Here is a 24877-nt window from a genome sequence, read left to right as displayed (position 1 = left end):
GTGGCGGAGACGTGACATCAAGGCGCCCCGGCCGACCAGAAGTCCGAGCGGACGTTGGGGCGGGGAAGGGGGTAGACGCCTTCGTATGCGGGGCCGTTGGGTGGGGTGGTTGGATCTTTCACCTCGGACTCATTCACGCAGGGGCTGTCCACCTCGAAGAAGGCTTGGCCTGCACCACCGATAATCAGAGTGACACCGAACCCATCTTTTGTCTGGGCATAGATGGCCGGGGAGTCTGCGTCGTTATTGACACCCTTGATCCTGTACTCACGATGCCGCCAGATGCGCTCCACCAATCCCAAAAAATTCCCCCGCCGTTTCTCGGACACAACGGTCATTACCGCACGCCTGCGAGTTACACCACAACTACCCGTCGTTGTGGGACCGTGGGCCCATTGCACCGTCGGTTCAATACCTCGCAGCGTCGCATCCATGATGCCGTCTGCGTGATCCGCCGCTTCCTGCATATCCACGTCAGTCCTCATTTCATTGCTCACACATCCAGCAAGCGGCATACATAGCAGCAGCGTCGCAGCGATCGTTTGAAATCGGATCCTCATCGATACTCCTCCGCCTTGACTCTCTCAGGCTTCCCCGCCGCAATCAGAGCGATGCTGTTAGCCGACGAAGAGTCCCGATCTGGATCGAAATATTGACTATGCGCATCGAAGGAAATTCCCCTGCTGCTGAGCAGCCTCTGTCCGTCATCCACGGGAAAACGCCTCGCCCCGAACGCCTCACTCGCCGGATCCTTACCGAACCAGAGATCGTCGTCCCCCTGGTCAGCGATATCTCCTGCGATGTAGGACACCACTGGCCCAGCGGCAATCAGCCCCACCGCGCCGACTGCACTCTGTTGCTTGGACGGAAGCTTGGTCACCATGTCGTTTTCGGCAGCCCCGACAAATACATGCTCCTTCCCTACCCCCAGCTCCTCGGCGTGGTCAACGCCCACCCCTGGACTGCCAACCAGGATGATGTCGTCAACCCCTGGGATCCCACCCCCTTGTTGTGCAGCAGCGCCCACAGTGCGCGAACCATAAGAGTGACCGATAGCAGTCAGGTGCGGGTTCTCGTTCTCATTCGCCGCTTCAAGGCCTCGCATGAAACTGTTGTATGCCAACCCGCCCTTCTCGGCTCTCTCGTCGCCCATTACAGCAAAGGCTCCCAGAGGATCAGTGATGGGCGTTTGCGGAGCGTCATAGCCAAGCCAGACAATCGCCGCACTGGAAGGATCGTGAATTTGAGTACCAATAGCCGTGTCCCGGGCCCGTTTCAGATCGTTCTTCGCGAAGTCTTCGTCCAACGCGGTACTCAGCCCCGGCACATACGCCGATACATTCCGGGACGTATCCGGATTCCCGAACGACACGATCGCCCGTCCGTTCCCCTCATCCCCGATGCCGAGCAGAAACATCGGCGGCTGCCGCCCCTCCCGCAACTGCCGGTCGATCTCACGCAGTCCCGCAAGCTGCGTCTCCGATTTCGTGTCGTCCCGCCCCTCCAGCTTTCCCATCAGCAGCTGCAGGTTGTCCCGGTTCGCCGCGTCCCGCACCAGAGCCGGAATGCCGTCCAAGTTGCCGATCTGGTCCGGGTACACCGCCAGGTATTCCTCGCGCTGTTCGTCCGTCAGGGCGGCCCACCATGCCTTCCGCTCGGCCGGTGACGCGTCGAGGGGGATGCCTTCCTTCAGGTAGCCGCGTGCCGCGCCCCGCACCGCGGCCGCGTCGCCCGCCGCGTCGGTCCACGTGGCATCGGGGACCTTCAGGCCCTCCTCGGCCTTCAGTCGACGCAGAATGGGGGCGTACCGCCAGTCGATCTCGGCCGCCGTCCGCACGGCCTTCGCCACCCGGTCCGCGATGTCCTGCGCCTTTGCCGCGTTCGGGTTGGGCGCCACCAGGCCCGAGGGCGGCAGGAGGCCCGGCGCCGCGTCCGCCGACGCCGTGCCGCCCGGCAACGGCCTGCCGTCGATCAGGGCCTCGCCCGCCGCCGGGTACGTCACCGAACCGTCCGCGTGGACGGTGAGCTTCAGGGACTCGGCGTCGTCCAGGGCGTCGCGCAACGCCCTTTGCTGGGCGCGAAGTTCGTGGGCCATGCTGTTCAGCGTCGTACGGAGCAGTCCGCACTCCGTGTAGACGTACTGCAGGTTGCTGCTCAACTGCCGTAGCCGGCCGACCGCCGCGCTCGCCGCCTGGCCGTGCTGCGAACTACGCAACCCGTTCAGCATCTGCGTCTCGATCCGGTCCCGGCCCGCGTCTGCACGGTTGCTCGCTCTGCCCCACCCGTCGGCCGCGCCCTCCAGTTCGCCACACCTCAGGTCGCGTAACTGTGTCCAGGTGAGAGTCATCGCGGTCCGCCCGCCACCGGCGCGAACGACGCCTTCACGGTTTCGTTCGTCTCCCCCTGGGCCCTGGCGACAGCCCGCAGCTTCTCGGCCAGGGCCCCGCATTCACCTCGCGCGGCCTCGAACCGTCGCTCCCACGACTCCCGCACGGCACCCAGTTCCGCCAGCGCGGTCAGCCCGGCGGTCCCCGCGAGCAGTCCCTCGTGGGCGGTCTCCAGTTCCGCCTTCACCGGGCCGAGGTGCGTGCACATCACTTCCGCACCACCGGCCGCTCGGAGCCAGGGCCCGTCGCTGTGCTTCAGTACGTCCCCGTCGCCGCCGCTCTTCGGCCCCGCCAGATCACTCAACCGCTGACGACCCCTCCGCTGTCCCACCACTGTCACTCCGGTCACCCCGCTCCGTCCTTGATCGTGGAGCGGCACTGTGCCAAATCCCGCGCGGGCGACACGCCGCGCCCACTCGCGCCTCAAGGCGTCGTACCCGCGCAGGGCCCGGCACCTCACGACCTACGGTTCACCCGAACGGGCTATCCCTGTGCGGCCCCCGAGACGTCGGCCGGATCCGTCGGGAAGCGTGGTCACGTCATGCTGGCCACTTCTAGAGTGAGTTGGCATACATACGGGGAACGGGGCACGGAGTGACGCGAGTTGTGGGCGTGCACGGCGTGGGCAAACAGCTCATGGGTAGCGCGATGTTGCACGGTGACTGGTTTCCGGCCCTCTGCGACGGGCTCCGGCATGCGGGTCGGCCAGCCATTCCCGAGGACGATTTCACATCGGCTTTCTACGGGGACCTGTTCCGCCCTGCGGGCCGCACCCTGGCCGTGGGCGACCCCATGTTCACCGCGTCCGACGTCGCGGACGGCTTCGAACTCGACCTGCTCCTCGCCTGGTGGCAACACGCAGCCGACATCGACCCCACTGTGCCCCCGGCCACCGGCTCCACAACCCTCGCCCGTTCCCCCCGCGCCGCGCAGACGGCATTACGGGCCCTGCAACGCTCCCGATTCTTCGCCGATGTCTCGTTGCGGGCGCTGGTCTTCGATCTGAAGCAGGTGCGCCGCTATCTCCTCGACGACGACCTGCGCACCGCCGCCCGTGAGCGGGTCCAGGAGCGGATCGGCCCCGACACTCACGTACTGATCGGCCATTCGCTCGGCTCCGTCATCGCGTACGAGGCCCTGTGCGCGATGCCGGAGCACCCCGTAAAGGCGCTGATCACACTCGGTTCACCGCTCGGTATGCGAATGGTCTTCGACCGGCTGCTGCCCCACCCCGGCGACTGGCCCGGCAGCCCGAGCCGCGACGTCGGACCCGCTTCCGGCCCCGGACCCACCCCGCGCTGGACCAACGTCGTCGACGAAGGCGATGTCGTCGCCGCGGTCAAGGACCTGTCACCGCTCTTCGGGCCCGCCCTCGAAGGAAAGGTCGTGCACAACGGCTCCCGCGCCCACGACGCGACCGCGTATCTGACAGCCTCCGAGACCGGCCGGGCCGTCGCGGAAGGCCTGCGCCGTGACGGGGACAGCCCCCGCCGTGACTGAGACATCCCCCACTCACCGACGGCCGCGCCGCTACCTCATCGCGACGGCGGTCACCGCCTACCCCAAGGCCCCCGCCCAACTGGAGTGGGACCGCCCGGGCCTCGCGGACGCCCGCCGCCGGGTCATCGACCTGTTCACCACGCACCTCGGCTACGAGCACGTGTCCGACCTCGGCCTGAATCCCACCGAGGCCCAGCTCCTCACCGAGCTGCGCAACTTCAGCAAGTCGCCCGACCGTCGCCCCGACGACCTGGTCGCCGTCTACATCGCAAGCCACGGCGAAGTCCTCGAAGACGGCGAGCACGTACTCCTCACTTCCGACACCGACCCCGACGACATCGACGACGCCCTGCCCACTCTCACCCTGGCCCGCAAGATCCTGCGGGGCACCGGGGTCCGTCGGCTCATGCTGATGCTGGACACCTGTTTCTCCGGCCAGGGCGGCAACGAGTTGCTCGCCGCCATGGCTCGGTTGAAGGGCCACTGGGGCGACGACGGGGAGTCCGGGCTGGCGGTCCTCACCTCCACACAGCCCAATGAACTCGCCGAGGCCGGGGCCTTCCCCGAGCTCCTCGGCCAAGCCGTGCACAGCCTGGCCACGGCCGGCTACACCCCCGAGACCCTCGCGCTCGACGCTGTCGTCAACGCGATGAGAAACAATCCGAAGCGCCCCGCACACCAGACGATCGGTCTGGAAATCATCGGCCTCACCGGCGCGATCCCGCCCTTCCTCCCCAATGGGCGCCACAATCCCCGGCTCAGCCACTTCGATCTGGCCCTGCAGCAGACTCGCGAGTGGGAACGCCAGGCCGACCGCCGCGTCGTCGAGTACGAGAGCCGCTTCCTGAAGCGCGCGCAAGGGCACTCGGACCCCCATCGGGCAGGCTGGTGGTTCTCCGGCCGCCATGACGCCCTCGCGGACATCTCCCGGTGGCTGGTGGATCCGCCGCCCGCACAGCCCGCGCTCGCCGTCACCGGCGGCCCGGGTTCCGGCAAGACAGCGGTGCTCGGCATCCTGGCGGCCGTCAGCGATCCCGGACAACGCCGCACGGTCCCCCTGGACGGCATGGGACTCGCCTCGGTCCCCCTCCCGCCCCCGCGCACCCTCGCCGCCGCGATCTATGCCCAGAACCTCACCGACCAACAGGTTCTGCACGGCATCGCGGCCGCCGCCCGCGTTCCGGCCGACACCGTCTCCGAGCTGGTCGACCGACTGGCCGCCAGACCGATTCCATCCGGCCGGCCCGATGACCGTCCGCTGACGGTCCTGGTTGACGCGCTCGACGAGGCCGCCACCCCGGAAAGCCTCTGCCGCAACGTCCTTCGTCCGCTGATCGACCCGGGCACCCCGCACCTGCGCCTGCTCCTGGGCACCCGACCCCATCTGCTCGATCCGCTCACGACGGAGGAGACCGGGCGCATCGATCTGGACTCCGAGAAATACGCCGACCCCGAGGCCATCCACGCCTACACCATCCGCAACCTTCTCGGTGCACATGCCTGTTCCCCCTACGTGACCTGCGGCAACGGCCTGCGTACCGCCGTCGCACGTCAAGTGGCACGGGCGGCCGGCCGGTCCTTCCTCGTCGCCCGCATCACCGCAGGCACCCTCGCCGCCGCGCCGGGAGTTCCCGACCCCGACGATCCCGGCTGGGTCGCCGCACTGCCCCGGATGCCCGGTGAAGCCATCCACAACGACCTCACCCGACGGCTCGGCGACCAGGCCCCCGAGGTCATGGATCTGCTCCGCCCACTCGCCTTCGCCCAGGGCCAGGGCCTGCCGTGGGAGGACATCTGGGCCCCGGCCGCCTCGGCGGTCTCCGGCCACGTCTACACCAACGAACATCTGTGGCGGCTGCGCTCCACCGCCGGTTCCTACATAGTCGAGGCGATCGAGGACGGCCGCTCGGTGTACCGGCTCTACCACGAGGCGATGGCCGAGTACCTGCGTACGGACCAGAACGCGCAGGCCGTACACGCGGCCCTCACCTCGGCGCTGCGCGCGACCGTCCCGTACGGTGCCGACGCCGACCCCGACTGGTCGCGCGCCCATCCCTATCTCCGCCGCCACCTCGCCACGCACGCCGCGCTCGGGGGCGTACTCGACGAACTGGTCCAGGAACCCGACTACCTGGTCCACGCGGAGTGCGACACACTCGCCCCGCACCTGCGCCTGCTGACCACCGACGAGGGCCGGCTCCACGGCGCCGTCTACCGGGCGTCGATCGGTACGCACCGCCCGCTGGCACCCGACGAGCGGCGGGCCGTGCTCGCGCTCGACGCGGCGCGGTACGGGGCACACGAGACGCGCCGCGCACTCACCGACCGGATGGCCGCCGACGCCTGGAAGCCCGTCCACGCGTCCGGCAGCGGCGTCTCCCCGGCCATGCACAACATCCTCACGGGCCACACCGGTGAGGTGCTGGCAGTGGCCTGCACCGAGATCGCCGGACAGTCCGTGGCCGTCACCGGTTCCCACGACAGCACCGTACGGATCTGGGATCTCGGCACCGGTCGGCCCGTCGGCGAACCGATCACCGGGCACGACACCCCGGTGACCTCGGTGGCCTGTGCCCTGCTCGACGGACGGCCCCTCGCCGTCACCAACTCGTACGACTCACCGGCGCGAGTCTGGGACCTGGAGACCGGCCGACCCGTCGGCGGCTCCCTCACCGGTCCGGAGATCGAGGTGGACCGGCTCATCTGCGCCGAGTTCGACGGTCGTCCGGTCGTCGTCACCGCGTCGTACCACGACAGCACGGTACGAATGTGGGACCTGCGCACCCATCGCCCCGTCGGCCCGTCCCTCAGCCACCTGACCGGGTGGTTCCACGCGGTCCTCTGCGTGGCGGACGGCGCCCGGCCGTATGCCGTCACCAGCGACAGGGACAACACCGTGCGGGTGTGGGACCTGAGCACCGGCCGACCCATCGGTGAACCCTGTACATTCCCGAGCGGTCCCGTGAAAGCGGCGGCCTGCGGCGAGATCGACAGCAGGCCCGTGGTCGTCACCCTCACACCCGGCGAGGTGAGGGTGGTGGACCTGACCACCGGCCGACCCGTCGGCGACCCCTTCAGCACCCGCACCAACGCGTGGAATGAACTGGCCTGCACCCGGCTCGACGGACAGCCCGTCGCCGTGGCGACCTCGTACGACAACAAGGTGATGCTCTGGAACCTGCGTACGGGCCGACTCATCGACAGCCCTCTGACCGGCCATACCAGCGGAGTGCGCGCGGTCGCCTGCACCCGGGTCGGTGGACAGCCCGTCGCCGTCACGGGTTCGCGCGACCGCACGGTCCGCATCTGGGGTCTGAACGTCGGCCACCCGATCGGCCGTCCCGCTGCCGGGCACGCCGGCAACGTGACCGCGGTGGCCTGCGGACGCCTCCGCGGCGGGCCCGTCGTCATCACGGCCTCCACCGACCGGACCGCCAGGATGTGGTACCCACCTGCGTCCGAGGCCATCGAGCAGCACGGAGGCGCTTTGGCAGGCTGGTCGCACGCGCCTGCGGTCGCCCGCCTCGACGCACCGGCGGCTGCCATCGCCCTTACCACCGGCGCCCGCCCCGTCGCCCTCACCCTCACCACCGACGACCGGCCCGGAATCGGTCCCGACATGACCATCTGGGACCTGGAGACCCGCCGCATCATCGGCCGCCTGCCGGCGGAGAACACCGCCCGCCGGGTGGCAGCGGCGGCCTCCACCCACCTCGACGGACGCCCTCTCGCGGCCATCGGCTACGACGACGGAACATCTCAGCTGTGGGATCTGGAGACCTACCGCCCCGTGGGACGCCCCCTCCACCGGCGCAAGGTTTCGAGCGGGGCGGCCGCCTGCACCCGACTCGACGGACGTCCCGTCGCCCTCATCGGCTACACCGACAGCAGCGTCCGCCTCTGGGACCTGGACAGCGGAGAACCCGTCGGACGACCACTCGTCGGCCACACCGCCCGGGTGACGGCCGTGGAATGCGTCGAGATCGACGGTCTGCCCGTCGCCGTCACCAGCTCACACGACAAGACGCTGCGGATGTGGGACCTCACCACCCAGTACCCCCTCGGCCGTCCTCTGATCGGCCACACCAACTGGGTGAACGCCATGGTCTGCACCGAACTCGACGGACGACCCGTCGCACTGACCGGTTCGCACGACAACACCGTTCGGGTCTGGGATCTGCTCCGCCCCACGGCAAAGCCCACGGGGCTCACGATGCTCCGACTGGCGAACCATTGCCGCGCACTCGCCGTTTCCGACCACCACCTCGTGGCCGCCTTCGGCAATGACGTGGCGTTCTTCACCCGGCAGCGCGCACCCCGGTATTCGTCGACCACAGCTCACGGCCCGGAGCGTTGAGACCGCAGGAGCTCGCCAGGACTTCCCTCGTTCGTCGACCGACCGGACGCCTTGGCCCGTTCACTCCCCGTTCCCGGGGTGCCCGGCCGCGGGCTCGGTCCCGTACGCGCCGGTCAGGCCGTCGCGCGGTCGGCCGGCGCCGGGTCCGTTGCCAGGCGGGCGTGCAGATGCTCGTCGTGGTACACCCCGTCGCCGTAGCGGTAGGACTGGCGCAGCGTCCCCTCAAGAAGGAAGCCGCAGCGGTGGGCCACCCGGCAGGAGGCCTCGTTGCCGACGGCGTGGGCGATCTCGATCCGGCGGGCATCGGCGGTGCTGAAGGCCCAGTCGGTCACCGCCGTCGTCGCTCTGGTGGCCACGTTCCGTCCGCGGGCGGCCGGGAGCGTCCAGTAGCCGATCATCGCGAGGCCGTCCGCGCGGTCGTCCCAGCGCAGTCCGACGGCGCCCAGGACCGCGCCGTCGGCCGCGCCCAGTACGGCGAAGTCGGCGGCATCCCCGCGGTCCCAGCCGCCCTCGCGCAGCTCCAGCCGCGCCATGGCCTCGGCGCGATCGGCTGCCGGGAAGGGGTTCCAGCGGGCGATCAGCGGGTCCGCGGCGGCGGTGACCAACCCGTCCAGCATCGCCTCCAGGTCGGCGCCCTCCCGGCTCCAGGGGCGCAGCAGCAGGTCTCCCAGGTCGAGCGTGGCGCGGACAAAAGTCCGTCGATCGGCAGTCGGCGGTATGGATGTGGAGGCACTCATACCCCCCTTCCTACGTGCCTCTCCCGCCCCACCACCAGCGAATTTCCACCGGTCACGGACGGGGCGGCTCCGCTCAGCAGACCTCGCCCGGCCCCGACGCCGTCGCCCGGAGCAGGTCCCGCACCAGGTCGTAGTCGATGGCCTCCGCCTTGCGGAAGCGCAGGCAGCCCTTCCCCATGTCCTGTCCGGCCAGCCGTTCCGCGAACGCCTCACGCACGTCACCGCGCATCAGGTAGAAGGAGATGTACTGCTTCTGGGCGGCGAACGCGATCTCGACGGCGCCGTCCCGCTCGTACGCGGGCATTCCGTACGCCATGACCTCGTCGAAACCGGCGAGCTCCGTCCGGCACAGCCCCCGCAGCCTCTCCAGGGCGTCCCTGCGCTCCTCGGGCACCTCGGCCAGATACCCGGCCACGTCCTTCGCCTCGCTCCGCACCATGTGACGAGGCTATGCCCGCCCTGTGTGTCTGTCGCCCGGCCCGGACCCCGGCCCGGGGCCCTTCGTTCGGATCGAGCCGGGGTACGCGACCCGGCCCGATCCGAACGGGAGGCCCTACCCGGCCCCCTTGGCTGCGCATTCCACCCAGAGCAGTTTCCCGCCCTGCCCCGGCAGTCCGGTCCCCATGGGGCGGGCGCCCCAGCTCTCCGCGTAGAGGGTGACGAGGTAGAGCCCGCGTCCGCGTTCGGCGAGCTCTTCCGGTGCTTCGGCGCCCCAGCGGAAGGGGGCGGGGATGTGCGGGTTGGTGTCCCACACGCTCAGCCGGATACGGCTGCGCCCGGCGTCGCGCAGGCGCAGGGAGTAGGCCCCCGAGGAGTACAGGTACGCGTTGGTGACCAGCTCGCTCGCCAACAGCTCCGCGATCTCGGTGAGTTCGCGCATGCCGTGCACGCGCAGGACGGTGCGCAGGGTGGAGCGGGCCACGCCGGGAGCGCGGGGATCCTGCGGGAGTTGGAGGGTGTACGCCCAGGGCGGGGATACCGTGGCACTGACCATGGAAGTCTCCGATCACGGAGGAAAGTTGGAGGGTGCGCTTCGAAGTGCCCGGTGACGAGACCGCTCCGTCGAGCGGGGTACTTCCGGGCGAGTGGCCTGAGCCCGACAGTAGAACGCAACATGGAATACATTCCATGAACTTCATGAATTACATGACAGATACCCTCGTGTGGGTGACCGAGCCGGGGAGCGAGTGATGTCATCCAGCGCCACACCAACAGCCCGCCGCCAACGACTGGGCGCCGAACTCCGCAAGTTGCGTGAGCGCGCCGGGATCACCGCGACCGAGGCCGCGAGGCTCCTCGGCGGCAACCAGGCACGCATCAGCAACATCGAAGCCGGCCGCTACGGTGTCAGCGCCGAACGGGTGCGCACCCTGTCCTGCCACTACGGCTGCTCGGACCATGAGCTGGTCAACGCCCTGGCCGCCATGACAGGTGACCGCTCGCGCGGGTGGTGGGAGGAGTACCGCGGGACCCTGCCCGCGCCGCTTCTCGACCTGGCTGAAATCGAGCACCACGCCCACAGGCTGCGAACAGCGGTCACCGTACATGTCCCCGGCCTCTTCCAGACCGCGGAATACGCGCGCGAGATCTTCCGCCAGGATGTTCCCGCGCTGTCGCCTCCCGACATCGAGCACCGCATCTCGTTCCGTATCAAACGGCAGGCCGTGCTGTTCCGGGAATCACCGGCACCGCACGAGGCCGTGGTCCACGAGGCCGCCCTGCGGATGCAGTTCGGTGGCCCGAAGGTGACCCGCAAGCAACTTCAGCACCTCCTCGACCTGGGCGAACGCGACCACGTCACCCTCCGGGTCATCCCTTTCTCCGCCGGAGTCCTTGCCGGGTCGGGTCAGTCGATCTACTACTTCGTCGGCCCGGTCCCCCAGCTCGACACCGTCAACCTGGACCAGTCCCACGGCCCCGTCTTCCTCGACGCCGAGGTCCAGTTGAAGAAGTACCGCGTTCTGCTCGGCCGCATGGAAGCCACCGCGCTGACCCGGGAAGAGTCCAGAAATTTCATCCACAACATCGCCCGCGACCTGTGAAGGAACCCACGATGCCCGCTCCCGCCTGGCAGAAGTCGTCCTACTGCGCACAGGGGAACTCCTGCGTACACATAGCCGCCCCCTCCCCCGGCACCGTCCAGCTCACCGAGAGCGGCGACCCCACCGGGGCGATACTCCGCACCACACCCGCCGCCTGGGCCGCCCTCGTACGCACCATCAAGGACAACCGCGCCCACGGCTGACGTCCCCGCTCTCCTCGCCTGGATCCGCGCCGCCCCCGAGGACGAGGAGGGCCCCGGCCCCTGGATCGAGATCGCCTTCGGCCCGGACGAACTCGCCCACGTTGCGATCGGCACCGCGGCGGGACCGGGCTGCTCGGCCTCGCACGCTTGATCACACCTCACACGCTTGCAGTACTGCTGTGGGCCACCGCGACGCAGCGCATCGGAAGGACGGCAGCACTCCTTCAGCGGTGACGCGCCGAAGCGAGCGGAAGAGCGGACAGGTCCCACGGGCCGACGGAAACACGGAAGCGCACCCCGGAACGACGCCGCTCGGCTTGCCTGCCGAGTCTTCACGCGCAGCATGGGCCCTCCGGCCCAAGGACGACTCACCGGACAACACCGATACACAGCAGTCAGGCCGGTTCATTCACATGAGCGGCGCTCCCGGCATGCCCGGCCGCGCACGGCGGCACGCCGAACCGATTCTCCGATCACGTGTCCGCCCATCGCGCCCCGGGCATGATCCACAGCATGAACGACGACCCGGGCCGGATACTCCGCTGGAACTTCTTCATCGGCGGACACCTGAGCGCCTCGGTGCCCGTACGCCTCGTCGAGCGCACCGAAGCGGGGCAGCTGGTGTGGATGGAGGCCGGCACACCGATGTGGCGTACGAAGCTTCCCCGCGGAGCGCACTTACGGGACATCGCCCCGCACGACCGCCCGACCGACGGCTACCCCGTGGTCGCCGGCCGGTGGCCGATGGGCAACGCGCTCTTCTACCAGCCCACCGGCGCCTCGCACTCCGTTCTCTGGCTCTTCGGCCGCAGACAGAAGTTCCGTGGCTGGTACGTAAATCTGGAGCACCGGGTCCACCACGGTGACGACATCGACATCACCGACCACGAACTCGACATCAACGTGGCGCCGGACCGGAGCTGGCGGTGGAAGGACGAGCAGTCCTTCGCCGAGAAGACCGGTGACCCGGCCTACTGGTCGGCCGACGAGGCATCGGCCATCCGGAGCGAGGGCGACTCGGTCGTACGGCTCGCCGAGGCCGGAACGTTTCCCTTCGACGGCACCTGGTGCGATTTCCGACCGCCGCCGAACTGGACGACACCACCCCGGCCACCCGTCCCGCGCCACCCCCTGCTCTGACCCGGCCAGGCGGCGGCCGGGCGCCGGCCGGGCCCTGCGCGAAGGTCTCGGCCAGGGTGGCGGGATGGCATTCATTGCCCGAGGTCACCCCCCGTGATACACAGAGTAACCATACGTATTCGGTCATACTCCGATTCGATCCGCAGGTCAGGGCGGTCAGACCGGTCAAACGTACGAGATCCGGGTAAAGAGAGCCGCCAAGCCGTCGTACGAGAGCAGTTTCATCAGCGAAGATAGAGAGCGACCCGTGTCGTGTGGCAGGGGCAATGAACTACCCAACAGGGGCGGTGACTTACATGATCCTGGCAGCTGAAAAGGGCGACATCACCACCATCATCGGCGGAATCGCCCCGAACTGGGGACCGTTCGGGACCTTGGGCAACGAGGCCCGCGTAATGATCGAGGTCGTGATGGCCATTGCCATCCTGCTCTGCCTCGGCATCGCGGTCTGGGGCGCGGCGAAGCAGCGCATCGGTGCCACGGCACTGCGCGACACATTCAGCGCGGAGCAGGGCAAGGGGCTGATCGTTGCCGGTCTGACCGGTGTGTTCATCATCGGATCCCTGGGAACCTTGTTCACCATCGTCTACGGGATGGCCGTCTGACCGGCTGTCATTCCACGCCAGGGGCCACTCCAGCCCGTCCCCACACCATCCGTCCGTCGTGCCCACCGGCAGAGGTTGCGTCTCCCTGATGTCGAGTCACCACACCGCGCCCGCGCGGGAACCCGCACGGCTACCGTCGTACTACCCGGTTCAGGAAACGGTTGAGGGGGAGTACGCGGCATGAGTCCCGGCGACGAGAGAGGCTACGGCAGCGGTTCGAGCCGTACGGACGATGGATACAGCACCATCGGCGGTACGCGCCAGACCCGTACCCGCCTTCCCGACGGCGAGGGCGGCGACGGCTACGGCACCCCCCGCCGTCCCGTCCGCAGCTCCCGTTCCCTCGTCACGGTGGTCGGCGTGGTCGTCCTCCTGATCGCGGCTATCGCCTTCGCCAACATGAGCGGAGGCGGAGGGGACGGCAACAACGGCCGCTCGGGAAGCTCCGGTACCAAGCCGGACTCGTCGTCCACAGCGGCCACGGGGACGAAGCCGGTGACGGGGAAGAACGGTTCGATTCCGTCGGGGTTCGCCCATGACGAGCAGGGGGCGCAGAGCGCGGCGTCCAACTTTGCAGTGGCGCTGGGCTCCGTCGGGATGTTCAAGAAGGACAGCCGTCACGAAATCGTGAACACGATCTACACGTCTGAGGCTGCGGAAAAGCTCAAGGGGCCGCAGGACGCCGCGTACTCTGCCAATTTCCTCGGAAAGCTGGGCCTGGACCCCGATGGCAACGCACCACAGGGCAGCGTGTTCGTCTCGCGGACCATCCCCGTGGGAACGAAATTGGAAGCCTTTGAGGGCGATACAGCCAAGGTCTCGGTCTGGTACACGGGGCTGATCGGCATGTCCGGGCCAGAGTCCACGGATCCCGTAAGAACCTCGTGGAAGACCTGGACCGTTCAACTCAGCTGGACAAGCGATGGCTGGCGGGCTGTCAGTGACGCTCAGAAGGATGGGCCGGCTCCGGTCCCGGGAGATGTCGCCGCTTCCAGCTCGGAAGAGATCAGCAAGGCTGTCGAGCAGTACGGAGGCTTCACTTATGCCAGGTAGCCCTCGCCGCCGAACCCGCTCCACCGTTGCCGTGATGGTGGCAGTGCAGACAGCCCTTGTCGCCTTCTCAGCTCGCGCGTTTGCTGCTCCCAGCCCGTCTCCATCTCCGAACCCGAGTAAGAGCAACAACGCCTGCGACCTGCTGATCGGCCCTGCCAAGCAGTACTGCGAAGACGGCGACGCAGGCGCCCCCTCCAGCGTCCCCAGCAGCCCCGACAACTCCCTCGACCCCCTCTCCTCCCTCGCCCGCGGCTGCGCCGACGCCGCCGCGTGGATCGTCGACAAGCTCAGCGACGCGGTGAAGAGCACCGCCAACGTCGACTTCACGAACACCAAGTTCCTCCAGCAGTACGCGATCGTCTTCGCCGCCTCCACCGTCCTCACCCTCGTCCTGTGGCTGCTCGCCGTGGCCAAGCGCGCCATCCGCGGCGTACCGCTGACCACCGCGATCTCCGAGGCCGTCGGGTTCCTCTGGCTGACGGTCCTCGCCTCGGCATTCACCCCGCTGATCCTCTACACGGTCGTCTCCGCGACCGACGGGGTCACCGAGATCATCGCCACGTCCTCCGGCGGGCAGACGGACGTCTTCTTCGGATCGTTCGCCAAGGCTCTCAAGAAGGGCTCCGACATCGGCGGCGGACCGATCATGCTGATCGTCGTCTCGCTGGTCTCGATCCTCGCCGCCGGCATCCTCTGGCTGGAGCTCGTCATCCGCGCCGCCCTGCTCTACGTCGGCGCCCTCCTCGGCACCGTCGTCTACGCGGGGCTCGTCGACAAGAACATGTGGGGCCACGTCCGCCGCTGGGCAGGCATCATGATCGCGGTGATCATGGTCAAGCCGGTCATCGTCGTGGTGCTCGGGCTGGCCGGCGCGCTCTCCCAGGACGACGGGCCGAACGCGTTCTCCGCCGTCGTGTCCGGCCTCGCCATCATCCTGCTCGCCATCTTCGCCTCCGCGATGATCTACCGGTTCGTCCCCGGCTTCGGAGACGAGATCCAGGGCGCCCGCACCAACCGCAAGCAGGCCACCGACGGCTCCCAGGCCGCCGCCATGATCAGCTCACCGGCCGCCCTCGTCTCCCAGGGCATCAAGACCCACAGCAGCCGCAGCGCCCAGAACAGCGGCGACAGCGGCAGCGGCGGCGGGGCCCGTCCGGCCAACGCGGTCAGCGGCGGTGTCGCCGCGCACAGCTCCCGGGGCTCCGGCGGCGGATCCGTCCCCTCCGCCACGCCTGCGCCCCGCAGCGGATCGGGACCGGCCTCCGGCACCCCCCACGGCAGCCGCTCCCCCCGAGGTGGCGGATCAGGCAGTTCAGGTAACAACAGCACCGGAGGTGGAGGGCGTTGACGACTCCGTCCCACACGATCGCGCCCCGCCGTACGTATCTCATCGGCCGCGCCCGGCCGAACGCGATCGTCGGCAAGAACCGCGAGACCGGCGAGATCGCACTGATCATCGCCGGGGCGTTCCTCGGCATGATGAGCGGGCTGATCGTCCCCTACCTGGGCCCGCGGATCGTGCTGCTCGTGGGCTTCCCCATCCTCGCCCTGGCGATCGTGTACCTCCCGTACAAGCACCGCACCTTCTACAAGTGGTTCGAGATCAACCGCAGCTACAAGCGCTCCCTGCGCCGCGGTACGACCTACCGCTCCGGCGCCATGGAGGCGGGCGTCGGCGCCGACGGGCGCGAGGTCGAGATCGGCCCGCCCCCCGGCATCGGCCGGATCAACTGGCTCGCCGCCCCCTTCGGACCGGACGAGATCGCCGTACTCCTGCACGCCGACCGCCGGACCGTCACCGCCGCGATCGAGATCGAGGGCCCCGGCGTCGGCCTGCGCGACAGCGAGGACCAGGAAGCCCTCGTCGACCGGTTCGGCACGCTGCTGAAGCATGTCGCCAACGGCGACGGCTTCGTCACCCGCATCCAGATGCTGGCCCGTACCCTCCCCGCCGACCCCGACGCCCACGCCAAGGACGTCGCCCAGCGCGGCGACCACACGTCCCCGGGCTGGCTGCGGGAGTCGTACGACCAGCTCCAGTCCATGGTCTCCACCTCCAGCGAGCAGCACCGCGCCTACCTCGTCGCCTGCATGCACTACACCCGCGAGCTGGCCGCCGAGGCCAACGCCATGGCCCGCGCCGCCCGCCCCGAGGCCGGACGCAAGCTCGACCGGGACGCGGGCCTCGCCGTCGTCATGGCGCGCGAACTCACCGACATCTGCGCCCGCCTGGCCGAGGCCGACATCCGGGTGCGCCAGCCGCTCGGCCAGAGCCGGCTCGCCTCCCTCGTGCACTCCATGTACGACCCCGACCACCCCATCGACCACATCCAGGCCATGACCAAGCGCAACGCCTGGCCGGCCGAACTCGACGCGGTCGAGCCGACGTTCCTCCAGGCCAAGACCCGCGAGTCGGCCACCCGCGCGCCCTGGTGCCACTCCACGGCCTGGGTGAAGGAATGGCCGATGACACCCGTCGGCGTCAACTTCCTGGCCCCGCTCCTCGTCCACACACCCGATGTGATCCGTACGGTCGCGGTCTGCATGGACCTCGAACCCACCGAGGTCGCCATCGAGCGGATGCTCACCGAGAAGACCAACGACGAGGCGGAAGCCAGCCGTCAGGCCAAGATGAACCGCACCGTCGACCCGCGCGACATCGCCGCACACGGCCGGCTCGACCAGCGGGGTGAAGACCTCGCGAGCGGCGCGGCCGGAGTGAACCTGGTGGGGTACATCACCGTGTCCTCGCGTTCGCCCGAGTCCCTCGCCCGCGACAAGCGGACGATCCGGGCCTCGGCCGGCAAGTCGTATCTCAAGCTGGAGTGGTGCGACCGTGAGCACCATCGCGCCTTCGTGAACACCCTGCCGTTCGCCACCGGCATCCGTCGCTGACCCCGGAACGACCGAGAGAACCGAGAGAAACGAGAGGGAGGTCGGTCACGCCATGCGAGATCCGCTGTCCGCGCTTTCGGACGCCTTCACCGCCTTCCTCTTCGGGAAGGTGGAGACAACAAGGCTGCCCGTCCGTACGTCCACCGGACAGGCCCAGGCCGTCTACCTGCCCACCGCGGCCCCCGGCCTCGGCGACTCCGGCGTGATCATCGGCCGCGAGGTGTACTCGGGCAAGGGCTACATCTACGACCCCTTCCAGCTGTACGGACAGCAGCTCCCCGCCCCGCACTGGCTGGTGCTCGGCGAGTCCGGCAACGGCAAGTCCGCGCTGGAGAAGACGTACGTGCTCCGCCAGCTCCGCTTCCGCGACCGCCAGGTCGTCGTCCTGGACGCCCAGGGCGAGGACGGCGTCGGCGAATGGAACCTCATCGCCCAGGAGCTCGGCCTCACCCCGATCCGCCTCGACCCGACCGCCGCGCTCAACGGCGGCATCCGGCTCAACCCGCTCGACCCCTCGATCACCACGACCGGCCAGCTCGCACTGCTCCGCACGATCATCGAAGTCGCGATGGGACACGGCCTGGACGAACGGTCCGGCTTCGCGCTGAAGGTCGCCCACGCCTACGTCAACGAGACGATCACCGACCGGCAGCCGGTCCTGACCGACATCGTCGACCAACTCCGCCACCCGGAGCCCGAATCCGCCGAGGCGATGAACGTCGACATAGACGATGTACGGGCCTGGGGCCTGGATGTCGCCCTCGTCCTGGACCGGCTGGTCGACGGTGACCTGCGCGGCATGTTCGACGGGCCGACGAGCGCCGGCATCGACCTCGACGCCCCGCTGATCGTCTTCGACCTCTCGCACATCGACCGGAACTCGATCGCCATGCCGATCCTGATGGCGATCGTCGGCGTCTGGCTGGAGCACACCTGGATCAGGCCCGACCGGAAGAAACGCATCTTCCTGGTCGAGGAGGCCTGGCACATCATCAACTCGCCCTTCGTGGCACAGCTCTTCCAGCGCCTGCTGAAGTTCGGCCGACGGCTGGGTCTGTCGTTCGTGGCCGTCGTCCACCACCTCAGCGACGTCGTCGACGGAGCGGCGGCGCGGGAAGCGGCGGCGATCCTCAAGATGGCGTCCACCCGCACGATCTACGCCCAGAAGGCCGACGAGGCCAGAGCGACGGGACGCGTGCTCGGCCTGCCCCGATGGGCGGTCGAGATCATCCCGACCCTCACCCCCGGCATCGCGGTCTGGGACGTCAACGGCAACGTCCAGGTGGTCAAGCACCTGATCACCGAGGCGGAACGCCCGCTGGTCTTCACCGACCGCGCGATGACCGAGTCCTCGGCGGCCGAACTCGTCCCGGAGGACGTACGCGCCGCCGAGCTGGAGGCGGAGGAGCGCGCGGCCCGGATCGAGCACCAACAACGGCTGAACGAGTCGTCCGAGTCAACGGTGGCCTGACATGGCGGGGCGTGGCGAGGTACGTACCGGGGGCAGTGGAGGCGGCGGTATCCCGGACGGACTGCTGATAGGGCTGCTGGCCTTCCTGCTCGGGCTGACGCTCCTGGCCTGGACGGCCACCGGCCTGGCCGGACTCTTCGCGCACGGCGCCTGGCCGGAGGGGGTCACCCTCGCCGAGACCCCGCTGGCGATGCGTCGACTCGTCACCGCTCCGCACGACCTCCCGGCCGCCTGGCCGAACACCCCGGCGGACGCGCTCTCCGGGTACGGCCTGTTCTGGGGCCTGTTCATAGGCGAACTGATGGTGCTGGTTGTGCTGACGGTGTTCGTGCTGGGCGTGGTGGCCCGCTGGCGAGCGGTGCGCGCGCGCCAACGCGAGGGGCGGTACAGCGGCGGGGGCACGGCCGGGGACGGGGTCGAGGCCGTACGGTCCGAACAGCACGAGCCCCGTACCGAACCCCGTACCGGGGCCCCGCCACACCGCCATCCGGTACCCACCCCCGCACCTGCTCCTGCTCCTGTGCCGCAGCCGCAGCCGCAGCCGCAGCCGCAGCCGCAGCCGACGCTCCAGCACCCGGCGGTCACACCCGCCCCACCGGTGCCCCCTGCCCCAAAGTCACCTCTCGTACCCGCGCCCACCCCCGTGGAGCACGTACCGTCCGACACCGATCCGCTCCCCGCCCACGCCGCCGCGCTCCCCACGCCCCGCACCCCCCTCGTCGTGTACGGGCCGGCCGCCACCCGCCGCCCCACCGTCGTCCAGGCGGTCCTGGAGGCCGACGGACCCGCGCTCGTCGTCACCTCCGACCCCACCGTCTGGGCCGAGACGAAGGACGCCCGCGCCAAGATCGGTCCGGTCCTCGTCTACGACCCGGGCCACCTCTGCGACACCCCGGCCCGCCTCCACTGGTCCCCCACGGCGGGCTGCGAACAGCCCGACACGGCCGCCGCGCGCTCCACGTCGCTCCTCGCCCCGGTCCGGCCGCAGGCCCGTATCGACGCGACGACGGCCGACACCGCGGAGACACTCCTGAAGTGCTGGCTGCACGCCGCCGCCATCGACGGCCGCCCCTTCCGCCAGGTCCACCGCTGGGCCCTCGGCGGCAGCGCCCACGAACCGGTGCGCCTGCTCCGCACCCACCCCAAAGCGGCCTCCGGACTCGCGGGCCTGCTGGAGTCCGCACTCACCGCTCACCCCGAACGCCGTGAAATGGCACAGGAGCTGACGGTACGGGCGTTCGCCGCGCTGTCCTCGGTCCACATCCGCGATGCCTGCACGCCCAACCGGGCGGATTCGCTCGTGCTGGAATCTTTCACGGACGAAGGGGGCACCCTCTATGTGGTGGGTGAACCGATCGAGGATCCCCGCTCGGGTCCCGGGGCAATGCCCCTGCTCACGGCACTCGCCTCGCACGTGGTCGAGCACGGCCGCCGCATGGCCGCACGGTCAACCGACGGTCGGCTCGACCCACCAATGACGCTCGTGCTCGACGACGTCGCCGCGGTGGCACCCCTCCCCCGGCTCCCGGAGCTGCTGTCGACCGGCCAGGCCATGGGCCTGCCGACCCTGGCCCTTCTCCGCTCCCGTGAGCAGGCCCGCGCCCGCTGGACACAGGACCTCATGGGCTCACGGTGAGTGGGCTCACGCTGACCGGCCGCGCGCTGAACGGCCTCGCGCTGACCGAACGACCCCCACGCGCCGCCTACGCCGTCGGCCGCCCCACCGCGTACTCGAGCTCCCGCGCGGAAGGGTCGGCCGGCACGGGCACCGTATGCCCGGTGGCCGCGAACCCGATCCGCCGATAGAGCGCCGCGGCCCGCGCGTTGTCCTCGTGCACATACAGCCGCACCCGCTCGATCCGCGGCTCACGCAACGACCACGCCCAGTCCGTCCCGGCCCGGAACAACGCCTCCGCCAGGCCCCTGCCCCGCGCCTCGGGCCGTACGAACACACCGACCACATGGGCCTGGTGAACGTCGACCGCCTCCCCGAACCGCACCTCCTCGCCCGACCGCTCGATCAGCACGGTGACGCCGCCGTCCCACCGCCCCTCGGGCCCGACGGCGACGAACTGCCGCACATCGCCCTGCCCGCTCCCGGAGGCGCCGAGCGCCCGGTCCCGCCAGAACTCGTCGGGCTGCGCGGCGCTCTGCGCGTACGTCTCCACGAACGCGATCGGCGCAGCCGGGTCCTGCAGGGCGGTCAGCCGCAACTCCTTGACCAGAGGCCACTCATCGGCGCGTACCGCTCGAATCACATGCTCCATCCGTCGATCCTCTCCGCGGGCACCCGACCTGCGCAATCAACATCCACCGGGCAGGGCGTCGTCGTACCCCGGTACTACCCGCCCCACCACATCCCGCCCCAGGTCCGACGCCCGACGCACGCCCCCTCCGTAGCGTCGACCGCATGATCAGGGCATACGAACTCACCAAGAGGTACGGAGACACCACCGTCGTCCACGGGCTCGACTTCACGGTCCGGCCCGGCACCGTCACCGGATTCCTCGGACCGAACGGCGCCGGAAAATCGACGACCATGCGCATGCTGCTCGGCCTGGACGCACCCACCCGAGGCCGCTCGACGATCGGCGGACGGGCGTACGCCGCCCACAGCGCGCCGCTCACCGAGGTCGGCGCGCTCCTGGAGGCCCGTTCCGTCCATCCCGGCCGGACCGCCTTCAACCACCTCATGGCGCTCGCCCACACCCACGGCATCCCGCGCCGCCGCGTGGAGCATGTCCTCGATCTGGCGGGGCTGAACACGGTCGCCCACAAACGGATCAAGGGCTTCTCGCTCGGCATGGGCCAACGCCTCGGTATCGCCGCCGCGCTGCTCGGCGATCCGGCCACCCTCATCCTGGACGAGCCGGTCAACGGCCTCGATCCGGAAGGCGTGCTGTGGATCCGCAACCTGCTGAGGTCCCTGGCCGAGCAGGGCCGTACGGTCCTCGTCTCCTCACACCTGATGAGCGAGATGGCCCTCACCGCCGACCATCTGATCATCATCGGCCGAGGCCGGCTCCTCGCCGACATGACGGTCGCCGATTTCGTGGCCACCGCGGGCGGCGCGTCGGTGAAGGTCGTGACCCCGCGCGCCCGAGACCTGCGCGAGCTCCTCACCGGCCCCGGCATCGAGATCGCCTCCCGCCCGGCCTCGGCCCCCGACGAGCTGGAGGTCCACGGCACGGACGCGGCACACATCGGCCGCACGGCGGCCGCCCATGCCATCCCCCTGCACGAACTCACCCCGCGGACCGCCTCCTTGGAACAGGCCTTCATGGACCTGACCCAGGAGTCGGTCGAGTACCGGATCACCGCCCCCGAACCGACCGGAGCCCCCGCATGACGACCGCGATCGGCCACCCGGCCACCCGCCCGGAACGACACCCGGAAGAGAACCCGTACCGAGTCACAGCCACCCGGGTCCTGCGCTCCGAATGGCACAAGCTCCGGTCCCTGCGCTCCTCCTGGATCACTCTGGTCTCGGCGTCCGTCCTGGTGCTCGGCATCGGTGTGGTCATGGGCGCGACATACACCTCGGGCGGCGGCGATTCCGACGTGGACACGGTCGTCCTGGTGCTCTACGGCTCGGTGCTCGGCACGTTGTGCACGGTGGTCCTGGGCATCCTGGTGACCGCGGGCGAGTACTCGACGGGCCTCATCCGCGCCTCGCTCACCGCGGTCCCGCGCAGACTCCCGGTGCTGTGGGCGAAGGCGGCGGTCTTCACCGTCACCGTCTTCGTGGTCATGTTCACCACCGCCCTGCTGACCTTCGTCATCGCCCAGACGCTCCTCCACGACACCGACCAGGCGGCCTCGCTCGGCGACCCGGGCGTGTTCGGCGCGGTCGTCGGCAACTCCGCCGGCGTCACCCTGCTCAGCCTGATCGCGCTCGGGCTCGGCGCCCTGATCCGCTCCGTACCGGGCGCGATCGGCGCGTTCATCGGGGGCGTGATGATCCTTCCGGAGGTCCTCTCCATGCTGCCGTACGACGCGGTGAGGACCGCCGTCACGTACTTCCCCACCCAGGCCGCGGGCTCCCTCGGCTCCGCCACCCCGCTCCCGGGCGAGGCCCCCGTGGGCGGAGCCCTGCTCGCCCTGTGCCTGTGGGCCGGGACCACCCTGTGCGCGGCCGCGCTGCTGCTGGGCCGACGTGACGCATGACGCCGAGCCGGCCGCCCGTGAGGATGGACACGTGACGGACGACCACAAGGACCGGGGTACGAGCACCACCGCACTGACCGGGCATCTCCAGCACCTGCTGCAGCGTGTCCGCGCGTTCGACCTGCGACGGCCCGTGGTCTGGAACGGACTGCTCACCGCGTTCTGGGTGATCTTCGCCGTACTCGACTTCACCACCGGGGGCTGGCGCACCGTGGCCGGCAACCGGAACGCGCCCGAACCCGTGGTCCTGCTGATGAGCGTGGCGTTCTCCGCGCCGCTGCTGTGGCGCCGCACCCATCCGACGGCCGTGCTGGTGTTCATGACCCCGTTCGCCCTGATCAATGTCTGGACGGGGGCGCTCGTCCAGGCCGCCTACCTGCGGGAGATCGTCGTCTTCAACATCGCGCTACGGCTGCCCACGCGGGCCCTGGCGTGGGCGGGCGCCCTGGTGACCGTTCCGCTCGTGGTCGGCTCGGTGCGCTTCCCGCACAGTTGGGACCTGCTCTTCGTCCCCCACCTCTGGGCGTTCGCACTCGCGGCCCTGCTGGGGATCGTGGTCCGTACGCGCAAGGAGTACACGGAGGCCCTGGTCGACCGCGCCCACCGGCTGGAGCTCGAACGCGACCAGCAGGCCCGGCTCGCCGCCGCCGCCGAACGGACCCGGATCGCCCGGGAGATGCACGACATCATCGGTCACAACCTCTCCGTCATCACGGGCCTCGCGGACGGCGGCGCCTACGCGGCGGCCAGGAGCCCCGACCGGGCGGCCCAGGCCCTGGAGGCCATCGGCACCACGAGCCGGCAGGCTCTCACGGAACTGCGTCGTCTGCTCGGTGTCCTGCGCGACCACCCCGCCGAGGCGGACCGCGCCCCGCAGCCGACCCTCGACGACATGGACGCGCTTCTCACCGGCGTACGAACAGCGGGCCTCCCCGTGCACCTGAGCGTCCAGGGCACGCCTCCGCCGTCCCCGCCCACCGCGGGGCGGCAGTTGACGGTCTACCGAGTGGTGCAGGAGGCCCTCACCAATACGCTGAAGCACGGCGGCACCGGCCCGTCGCTGACCGCGGAGGTCACGCTCACCTACCGGGCGAAGGAGCTGGAAGCCCTGATCACGGACACCGGCACCACCCGGGACGGACCCGAGGGCGGCGGGCAGGGAATCACCGGGATGCGCGAACGGGCATCCCTCTACGACGGCACACTCGAAGCGGGCCCACTGCCGACGCAGGCCACAGCCACGGCTCCGGTCACGGCCGGCTGGCAGGTACGGCTCCGACTACCCCTGGAGGACAGCCCCTCGTGACGACCGTGCTGATCGCGGACGACCAGCCGATGCAACGCTTCGGCTTCCGCATGCTGCTGGAGAGCCAGGACGACATGACGGTCGTCGGCGAGGCCGCCAACGGTCACGAGGCTCTGAGCCTCGTCTCCCGGCACCAACCGGACGTGGCATTGATGGACATCCGCATGCCGCTCCTGGACGGTATCGAAGCGACGCGCCGCATCATCAGGGCCGGTGCCCGCACGCGCGTCCTCATTGTCACGACGTTCGACCTCGACCGGTACGCGTACGACGGCCTCCGTGCCGGCGCCAGCGGCTTCCTCATCAAGGACGCGCTGCCCGAGGAACTCCTCTCCGGCATACGGGCCGTGGCCAGCGGCGACGCGGTGGTCGCACCCAGCCTCACCCGCCGCCTTCTGGACGCGTACGCACACCATCTGCCGGCCGTGCCCGGTGGCCCCACCACGCTGGACACCCGCATCGCGAGCCTCACCGAAAGGGAAAGAGAAATCCTCACGGTCATCGGCCGGGGATGGACCAACACGGAGATCGCCGAGCGACTCCACCTCGCGGAATCGACGGTGAAGACACATGTGTCACGCATTCTCGCCAAGACGGGATCCCGCGACCGAGTTCAGGCAGTCATCCTGGCCTACGACACCCACCTGGTCACCGCAGGATGAACAACTGGTCGCCCCTGACCGAAAAGAAGAGGGGTAAACGCGGAAAAGCCCCGTGCCACAAGGACACGGGGCTTCCCGTAAAAGGAGTTCGGCGGCGTCCTACTCTCCCACAGGGTCCCCCCTGCAGTACCATCGGCGCTGAAAGGCTTAGCTTCCGGGTTCGGAATGTAACCGGGCGTTTCCCTAACGCAATGACCACCGAAACACTATGAAATAAACAACACCGGAACAACACGGCCGTTCGTTATTTCAGAACAAACACAGTGGACGCGAGCAACTGAGGACAAGCCCTCGGCCTATTAGTACCAGTCAGCTCCACCCGTTACCGGGCTTCCACATCTGGCCTATCAAC

The 24877-nt window shown here is 69.4% G+C and carries 22 protein-coding genes and 2 rRNA genes; 15 read left to right on the top strand and 9 right to left on the bottom strand.

Annotation, left to right across the window (positions count from 1 at the left end; all coding sequences use genetic code 11):
• Positions 1-17: 17 nt before the first annotated feature.
• The 3 genes from ACIQCZ_RS00120 to ACIQCZ_RS00110 are packed head-to-tail and all read right to left on the bottom strand — an operon-like array spanning position 18 to position 2736.
• A complete protein-coding gene (locus ACIQCZ_RS00120) occupies positions 18-560 on the bottom strand; it encodes a hypothetical protein (RefSeq protein WP_402278234.1) in 543 nt (180 codons plus the stop codon).
• Entirely contained in the window at positions 557-2347 is a 1791-nt protein-coding gene (locus tag ACIQCZ_RS00115; protein WP_402278232.1) for an alpha/beta hydrolase, read from the bottom strand. Before ACIQCZ_RS00115 ends, ACIQCZ_RS00120 begins: the two co-directional genes overlap by 4 nt.
• Complete coding sequence (locus ACIQCZ_RS00110; protein ID WP_402278230.1) at positions 2344-2736, bottom strand: hypothetical protein; 393 nt, start codon at positions 2734-2736, stop codon at positions 2344-2346. The genes ACIQCZ_RS00115 and ACIQCZ_RS00110 overlap by 4 nt, the downstream gene beginning before the upstream one ends.
• Before the next feature lie 431 nt (positions 2737-3167).
• Here ACIQCZ_RS00110 and ACIQCZ_RS00105 point away from each other — a divergent pair, with 431 nt between their 5' ends.
• Positions 3168-3887, top strand: a complete 720-nt coding sequence (locus tag ACIQCZ_RS00105) for a hypothetical protein (RefSeq protein ID WP_402278228.1) — start codon at positions 3168-3170, stop codon at positions 3885-3887.
• Entirely contained in the window at positions 3880-8244 is a 4365-nt protein-coding gene (locus tag ACIQCZ_RS00100; protein WP_402278226.1) for a caspase family protein, read from the top strand. The genes ACIQCZ_RS00105 and ACIQCZ_RS00100 overlap by 8 nt, the downstream gene beginning before the upstream one ends.
• 113 nt (positions 8245-8357) lie before the next feature.
• Here ACIQCZ_RS00100 and ACIQCZ_RS00095 read toward each other — a convergent pair whose 3' ends face one another.
• The 3 genes from ACIQCZ_RS00095 to ACIQCZ_RS00085 form a co-directional block, all read right to left on the bottom strand.
• A complete protein-coding gene (locus ACIQCZ_RS00095; protein ID WP_402278224.1) occupies positions 8358-8981 on the bottom strand; it encodes a GNAT family N-acetyltransferase in 624 nt (207 codons plus the stop codon).
• A gap of 73 nt (positions 8982-9054) precedes the next feature.
• Positions 9055-9420: an iron chaperone gene (locus tag ACIQCZ_RS00090; protein WP_402278222.1), complete on the bottom strand. Its 366-nt coding sequence runs from the start codon at positions 9418-9420 to the stop codon at positions 9055-9057.
• A 114-nt stretch (positions 9421-9534) separates the two neighbouring features.
• Positions 9535-9975 (bottom strand): ATP-binding protein, encoded by a 441-nt coding sequence (locus ACIQCZ_RS00085; RefSeq protein ID WP_402278220.1) that lies wholly within the window; start codon positions 9973-9975, stop codon positions 9535-9537.
• 196 nt (positions 9976-10171) lie between these two features.
• On the opposite strand from ACIQCZ_RS00085, the gene ACIQCZ_RS00080 reads away from it, so the two are divergent.
• The 9 genes from ACIQCZ_RS00080 (at position 10172) to ACIQCZ_RS00040 (ending at position 20026) form a co-directional block, all read left to right on the top strand.
• Positions 10172-11023: a helix-turn-helix domain-containing protein gene (locus ACIQCZ_RS00080; RefSeq protein WP_402278218.1), complete on the top strand. Its 852-nt coding sequence runs from the start codon at positions 10172-10174 to the stop codon at positions 11021-11023.
• Between the two features lie 11 nt (positions 11024-11034).
• Positions 11035-11226 carry a DUF397 domain-containing protein gene (locus tag ACIQCZ_RS00075; RefSeq protein WP_402278216.1) on the top strand — a complete coding sequence of 64 codons (192 nt, stop codon included), beginning with the start codon at positions 11035-11037 and terminating at the stop codon, positions 11224-11226.
• Positions 11227-11739: 513 nt separating this feature from the next.
• Complete coding sequence (locus tag ACIQCZ_RS00070) at positions 11740-12366, top strand: DUF402 domain-containing protein (protein WP_402278214.1); 627 nt, start codon at positions 11740-11742, stop codon at positions 12364-12366.
• A gap of 296 nt (positions 12367-12662) precedes the next feature.
• Positions 12663-12971 carry a hypothetical protein gene (locus ACIQCZ_RS00065; protein ID WP_018101695.1) on the top strand — a complete coding sequence of 103 codons (309 nt, stop codon included), beginning with the start codon at positions 12663-12665 and terminating at the stop codon, positions 12969-12971.
• A gap of 180 nt (positions 12972-13151) precedes the next feature.
• Positions 13152-14024: a hypothetical protein gene (locus ACIQCZ_RS00060; RefSeq protein WP_402278212.1), complete on the top strand. Its 873-nt coding sequence runs from the start codon at positions 13152-13154 to the stop codon at positions 14022-14024.
• A 34-nt stretch (positions 14025-14058) separates the two neighbouring features.
• On the top strand, positions 14059-15372 hold the full coding sequence (locus ACIQCZ_RS00055) for a hypothetical protein (protein ID WP_402278210.1): 1314 nt from the start codon (positions 14059-14061) through the stop codon (positions 15370-15372).
• The gene (locus ACIQCZ_RS00050) at positions 15369-16919 is read left to right on the top strand and encodes an SCO6880 family protein (RefSeq protein WP_402278208.1); all 1551 of its coding nucleotides are present in this window, start codon (positions 15369-15371) and stop codon (positions 16917-16919) included. Before ACIQCZ_RS00055 ends, ACIQCZ_RS00050 begins: the two co-directional genes overlap by 4 nt.
• Positions 16920-16971: 52 nt before the next feature.
• Complete coding sequence (locus tag ACIQCZ_RS00045; protein WP_402278206.1) at positions 16972-18390, top strand: ATP-binding protein; 1419 nt, start codon at positions 16972-16974, stop codon at positions 18388-18390.
• A 1-nt stretch (position 18391) separates the two neighbouring features.
• Positions 18392-20026, top strand: a complete 1635-nt coding sequence (locus ACIQCZ_RS00040) for a type IV secretory system conjugative DNA transfer family protein (RefSeq protein ID WP_402278204.1) — start codon at positions 18392-18394, stop codon at positions 20024-20026.
• A 67-nt stretch (positions 20027-20093) separates the two neighbouring features.
• Here ACIQCZ_RS00040 and ACIQCZ_RS00035 read toward each other — a convergent pair whose 3' ends face one another.
• Positions 20094-20657 (bottom strand): GNAT family N-acetyltransferase, encoded by a 564-nt coding sequence (locus ACIQCZ_RS00035; RefSeq protein WP_402278202.1) that lies wholly within the window; start codon positions 20655-20657, stop codon positions 20094-20096.
• Positions 20658-20800: 143 nt separating this feature from the next.
• Here ACIQCZ_RS00035 and ACIQCZ_RS00030 point away from each other — a divergent pair, with 143 nt between their 5' ends.
• Genes ACIQCZ_RS00030 through ACIQCZ_RS00015 form a run of 4 tightly spaced genes read left to right on the top strand, consistent with a single transcriptional unit; the run spans position 20801 to position 24525 of the window.
• Complete coding sequence (locus ACIQCZ_RS00030) at positions 20801-21739, top strand: ABC transporter ATP-binding protein (RefSeq protein ID WP_402278200.1); 939 nt, start codon at positions 20801-20803, stop codon at positions 21737-21739.
• Positions 21736-22557: an ABC transporter permease gene (locus tag ACIQCZ_RS00025; RefSeq protein WP_402278198.1), complete on the top strand. Its 822-nt coding sequence runs from the start codon at positions 21736-21738 to the stop codon at positions 22555-22557. The genes ACIQCZ_RS00030 and ACIQCZ_RS00025 overlap by 4 nt, the downstream gene beginning before the upstream one ends.
• Positions 22558-22588: 31 nt before the next feature.
• Positions 22589-23863, top strand: a complete 1275-nt coding sequence (locus ACIQCZ_RS00020) for a sensor histidine kinase (RefSeq protein WP_402278196.1) — start codon at positions 22589-22591, stop codon at positions 23861-23863.
• The gene (locus tag ACIQCZ_RS00015; RefSeq protein WP_402278194.1) at positions 23860-24525 is read left to right on the top strand and encodes a response regulator; all 666 of its coding nucleotides are present in this window, start codon (positions 23860-23862) and stop codon (positions 24523-24525) included. Before ACIQCZ_RS00020 ends, ACIQCZ_RS00015 begins: the two co-directional genes overlap by 4 nt.
• Positions 24526-24611: 86 nt before the next feature.
• Here ACIQCZ_RS00015 and rrf read toward each other — a convergent pair.
• Positions 24612-24728: ribosomal RNA gene (gene rrf / locus ACIQCZ_RS00010) — 5S ribosomal RNA — on the bottom strand.
• Between the two features lie 76 nt (positions 24729-24804).
• Positions 24805-24877 (bottom strand): 23S ribosomal RNA (locus ACIQCZ_RS00005); the annotation flags it as partial.

Source organism: Streptomyces sp. NPDC093149 (genome assembly GCF_044754145.1).
Classification (GTDB): domain Bacteria; phylum Actinomycetota; class Actinomycetes; order Streptomycetales; family Streptomycetaceae; genus Streptomyces.
Note: the sequence above shows the minus strand (reverse complement) of the source record. Positions and strands in the feature narration are given on the sequence as shown.

What these genes read in the sequence shown, in the direction of transcription:
- ACIQCZ_RS00090 (WP_402278222.1), bottom strand. Translation starts at nt 9,420, where the DNA reads ATGGTGCGGAGCGAGGCGAAGGACGTGGCCGGGTATCTGGCCGAGGTG.
- ACIQCZ_RS00075 (WP_402278216.1), top strand. Translation starts at nt 11,035, where the DNA reads ATGCCCGCTCCCGCCTGGCAGAAGTCGTCCTACTGCGCACAGGGGAAC.
- ACIQCZ_RS00025 (WP_402278198.1), top strand. Translation starts at nt 21,736, where the DNA reads ATGACGACCGCGATCGGCCACCCGGCCACCCGCCCGGAACGACACCCG.
- ACIQCZ_RS00060 (WP_402278212.1), top strand. Translation starts at nt 13,152, where the DNA reads ATGAGTCCCGGCGACGAGAGAGGCTACGGCAGCGGTTCGAGCCGTACG.
- ACIQCZ_RS00095 (WP_402278224.1), bottom strand. Translation starts at nt 8,981, where the DNA reads ATGAGTGCCTCCACATCCATACCGCCGACTGCCGATCGACGGACTTTT.
- ACIQCZ_RS00035 (WP_402278202.1), bottom strand. Translation starts at nt 20,657, where the DNA reads ATGGAGCATGTGATTCGAGCGGTACGCGCCGATGAGTGGCCTCTGGTC.
- ACIQCZ_RS00055 (WP_402278210.1), top strand. Translation starts at nt 14,059, where the DNA reads ATGGTGGCAGTGCAGACAGCCCTTGTCGCCTTCTCAGCTCGCGCGTTT.
- ACIQCZ_RS00045 (WP_402278206.1), top strand. Translation starts at nt 16,972, where the DNA reads ATGCGAGATCCGCTGTCCGCGCTTTCGGACGCCTTCACCGCCTTCCTC.
- ACIQCZ_RS00070 (WP_402278214.1), top strand. Translation starts at nt 11,740, where the DNA reads ATGAACGACGACCCGGGCCGGATACTCCGCTGGAACTTCTTCATCGGC.
- ACIQCZ_RS00065 (WP_018101695.1), top strand. Translation starts at nt 12,663, where the DNA reads ATGATCCTGGCAGCTGAAAAGGGCGACATCACCACCATCATCGGCGGA.
- ACIQCZ_RS00085 (WP_402278220.1), bottom strand. Translation starts at nt 9,975, where the DNA reads ATGGTCAGTGCCACGGTATCCCCGCCCTGGGCGTACACCCTCCAACTC.
- ACIQCZ_RS00115 (WP_402278232.1), bottom strand. Translation starts at nt 2,347, where the DNA reads ATGACTCTCACCTGGACACAGTTACGCGACCTGAGGTGTGGCGAACTG.
- ACIQCZ_RS00120 (WP_402278234.1), bottom strand. Translation starts at nt 560, where the DNA reads ATGAGGATCCGATTTCAAACGATCGCTGCGACGCTGCTGCTATGTATG.
- ACIQCZ_RS00080 (WP_402278218.1), top strand. Translation starts at nt 10,172, where the DNA reads ATGTCATCCAGCGCCACACCAACAGCCCGCCGCCAACGACTGGGCGCC.
- ACIQCZ_RS00040 (WP_402278204.1), top strand. Translation starts at nt 18,392, where the DNA reads ATGGCGGGGCGTGGCGAGGTACGTACCGGGGGCAGTGGAGGCGGCGGT.
- ACIQCZ_RS00030 (WP_402278200.1), top strand. Translation starts at nt 20,801, where the DNA reads ATGATCAGGGCATACGAACTCACCAAGAGGTACGGAGACACCACCGTC.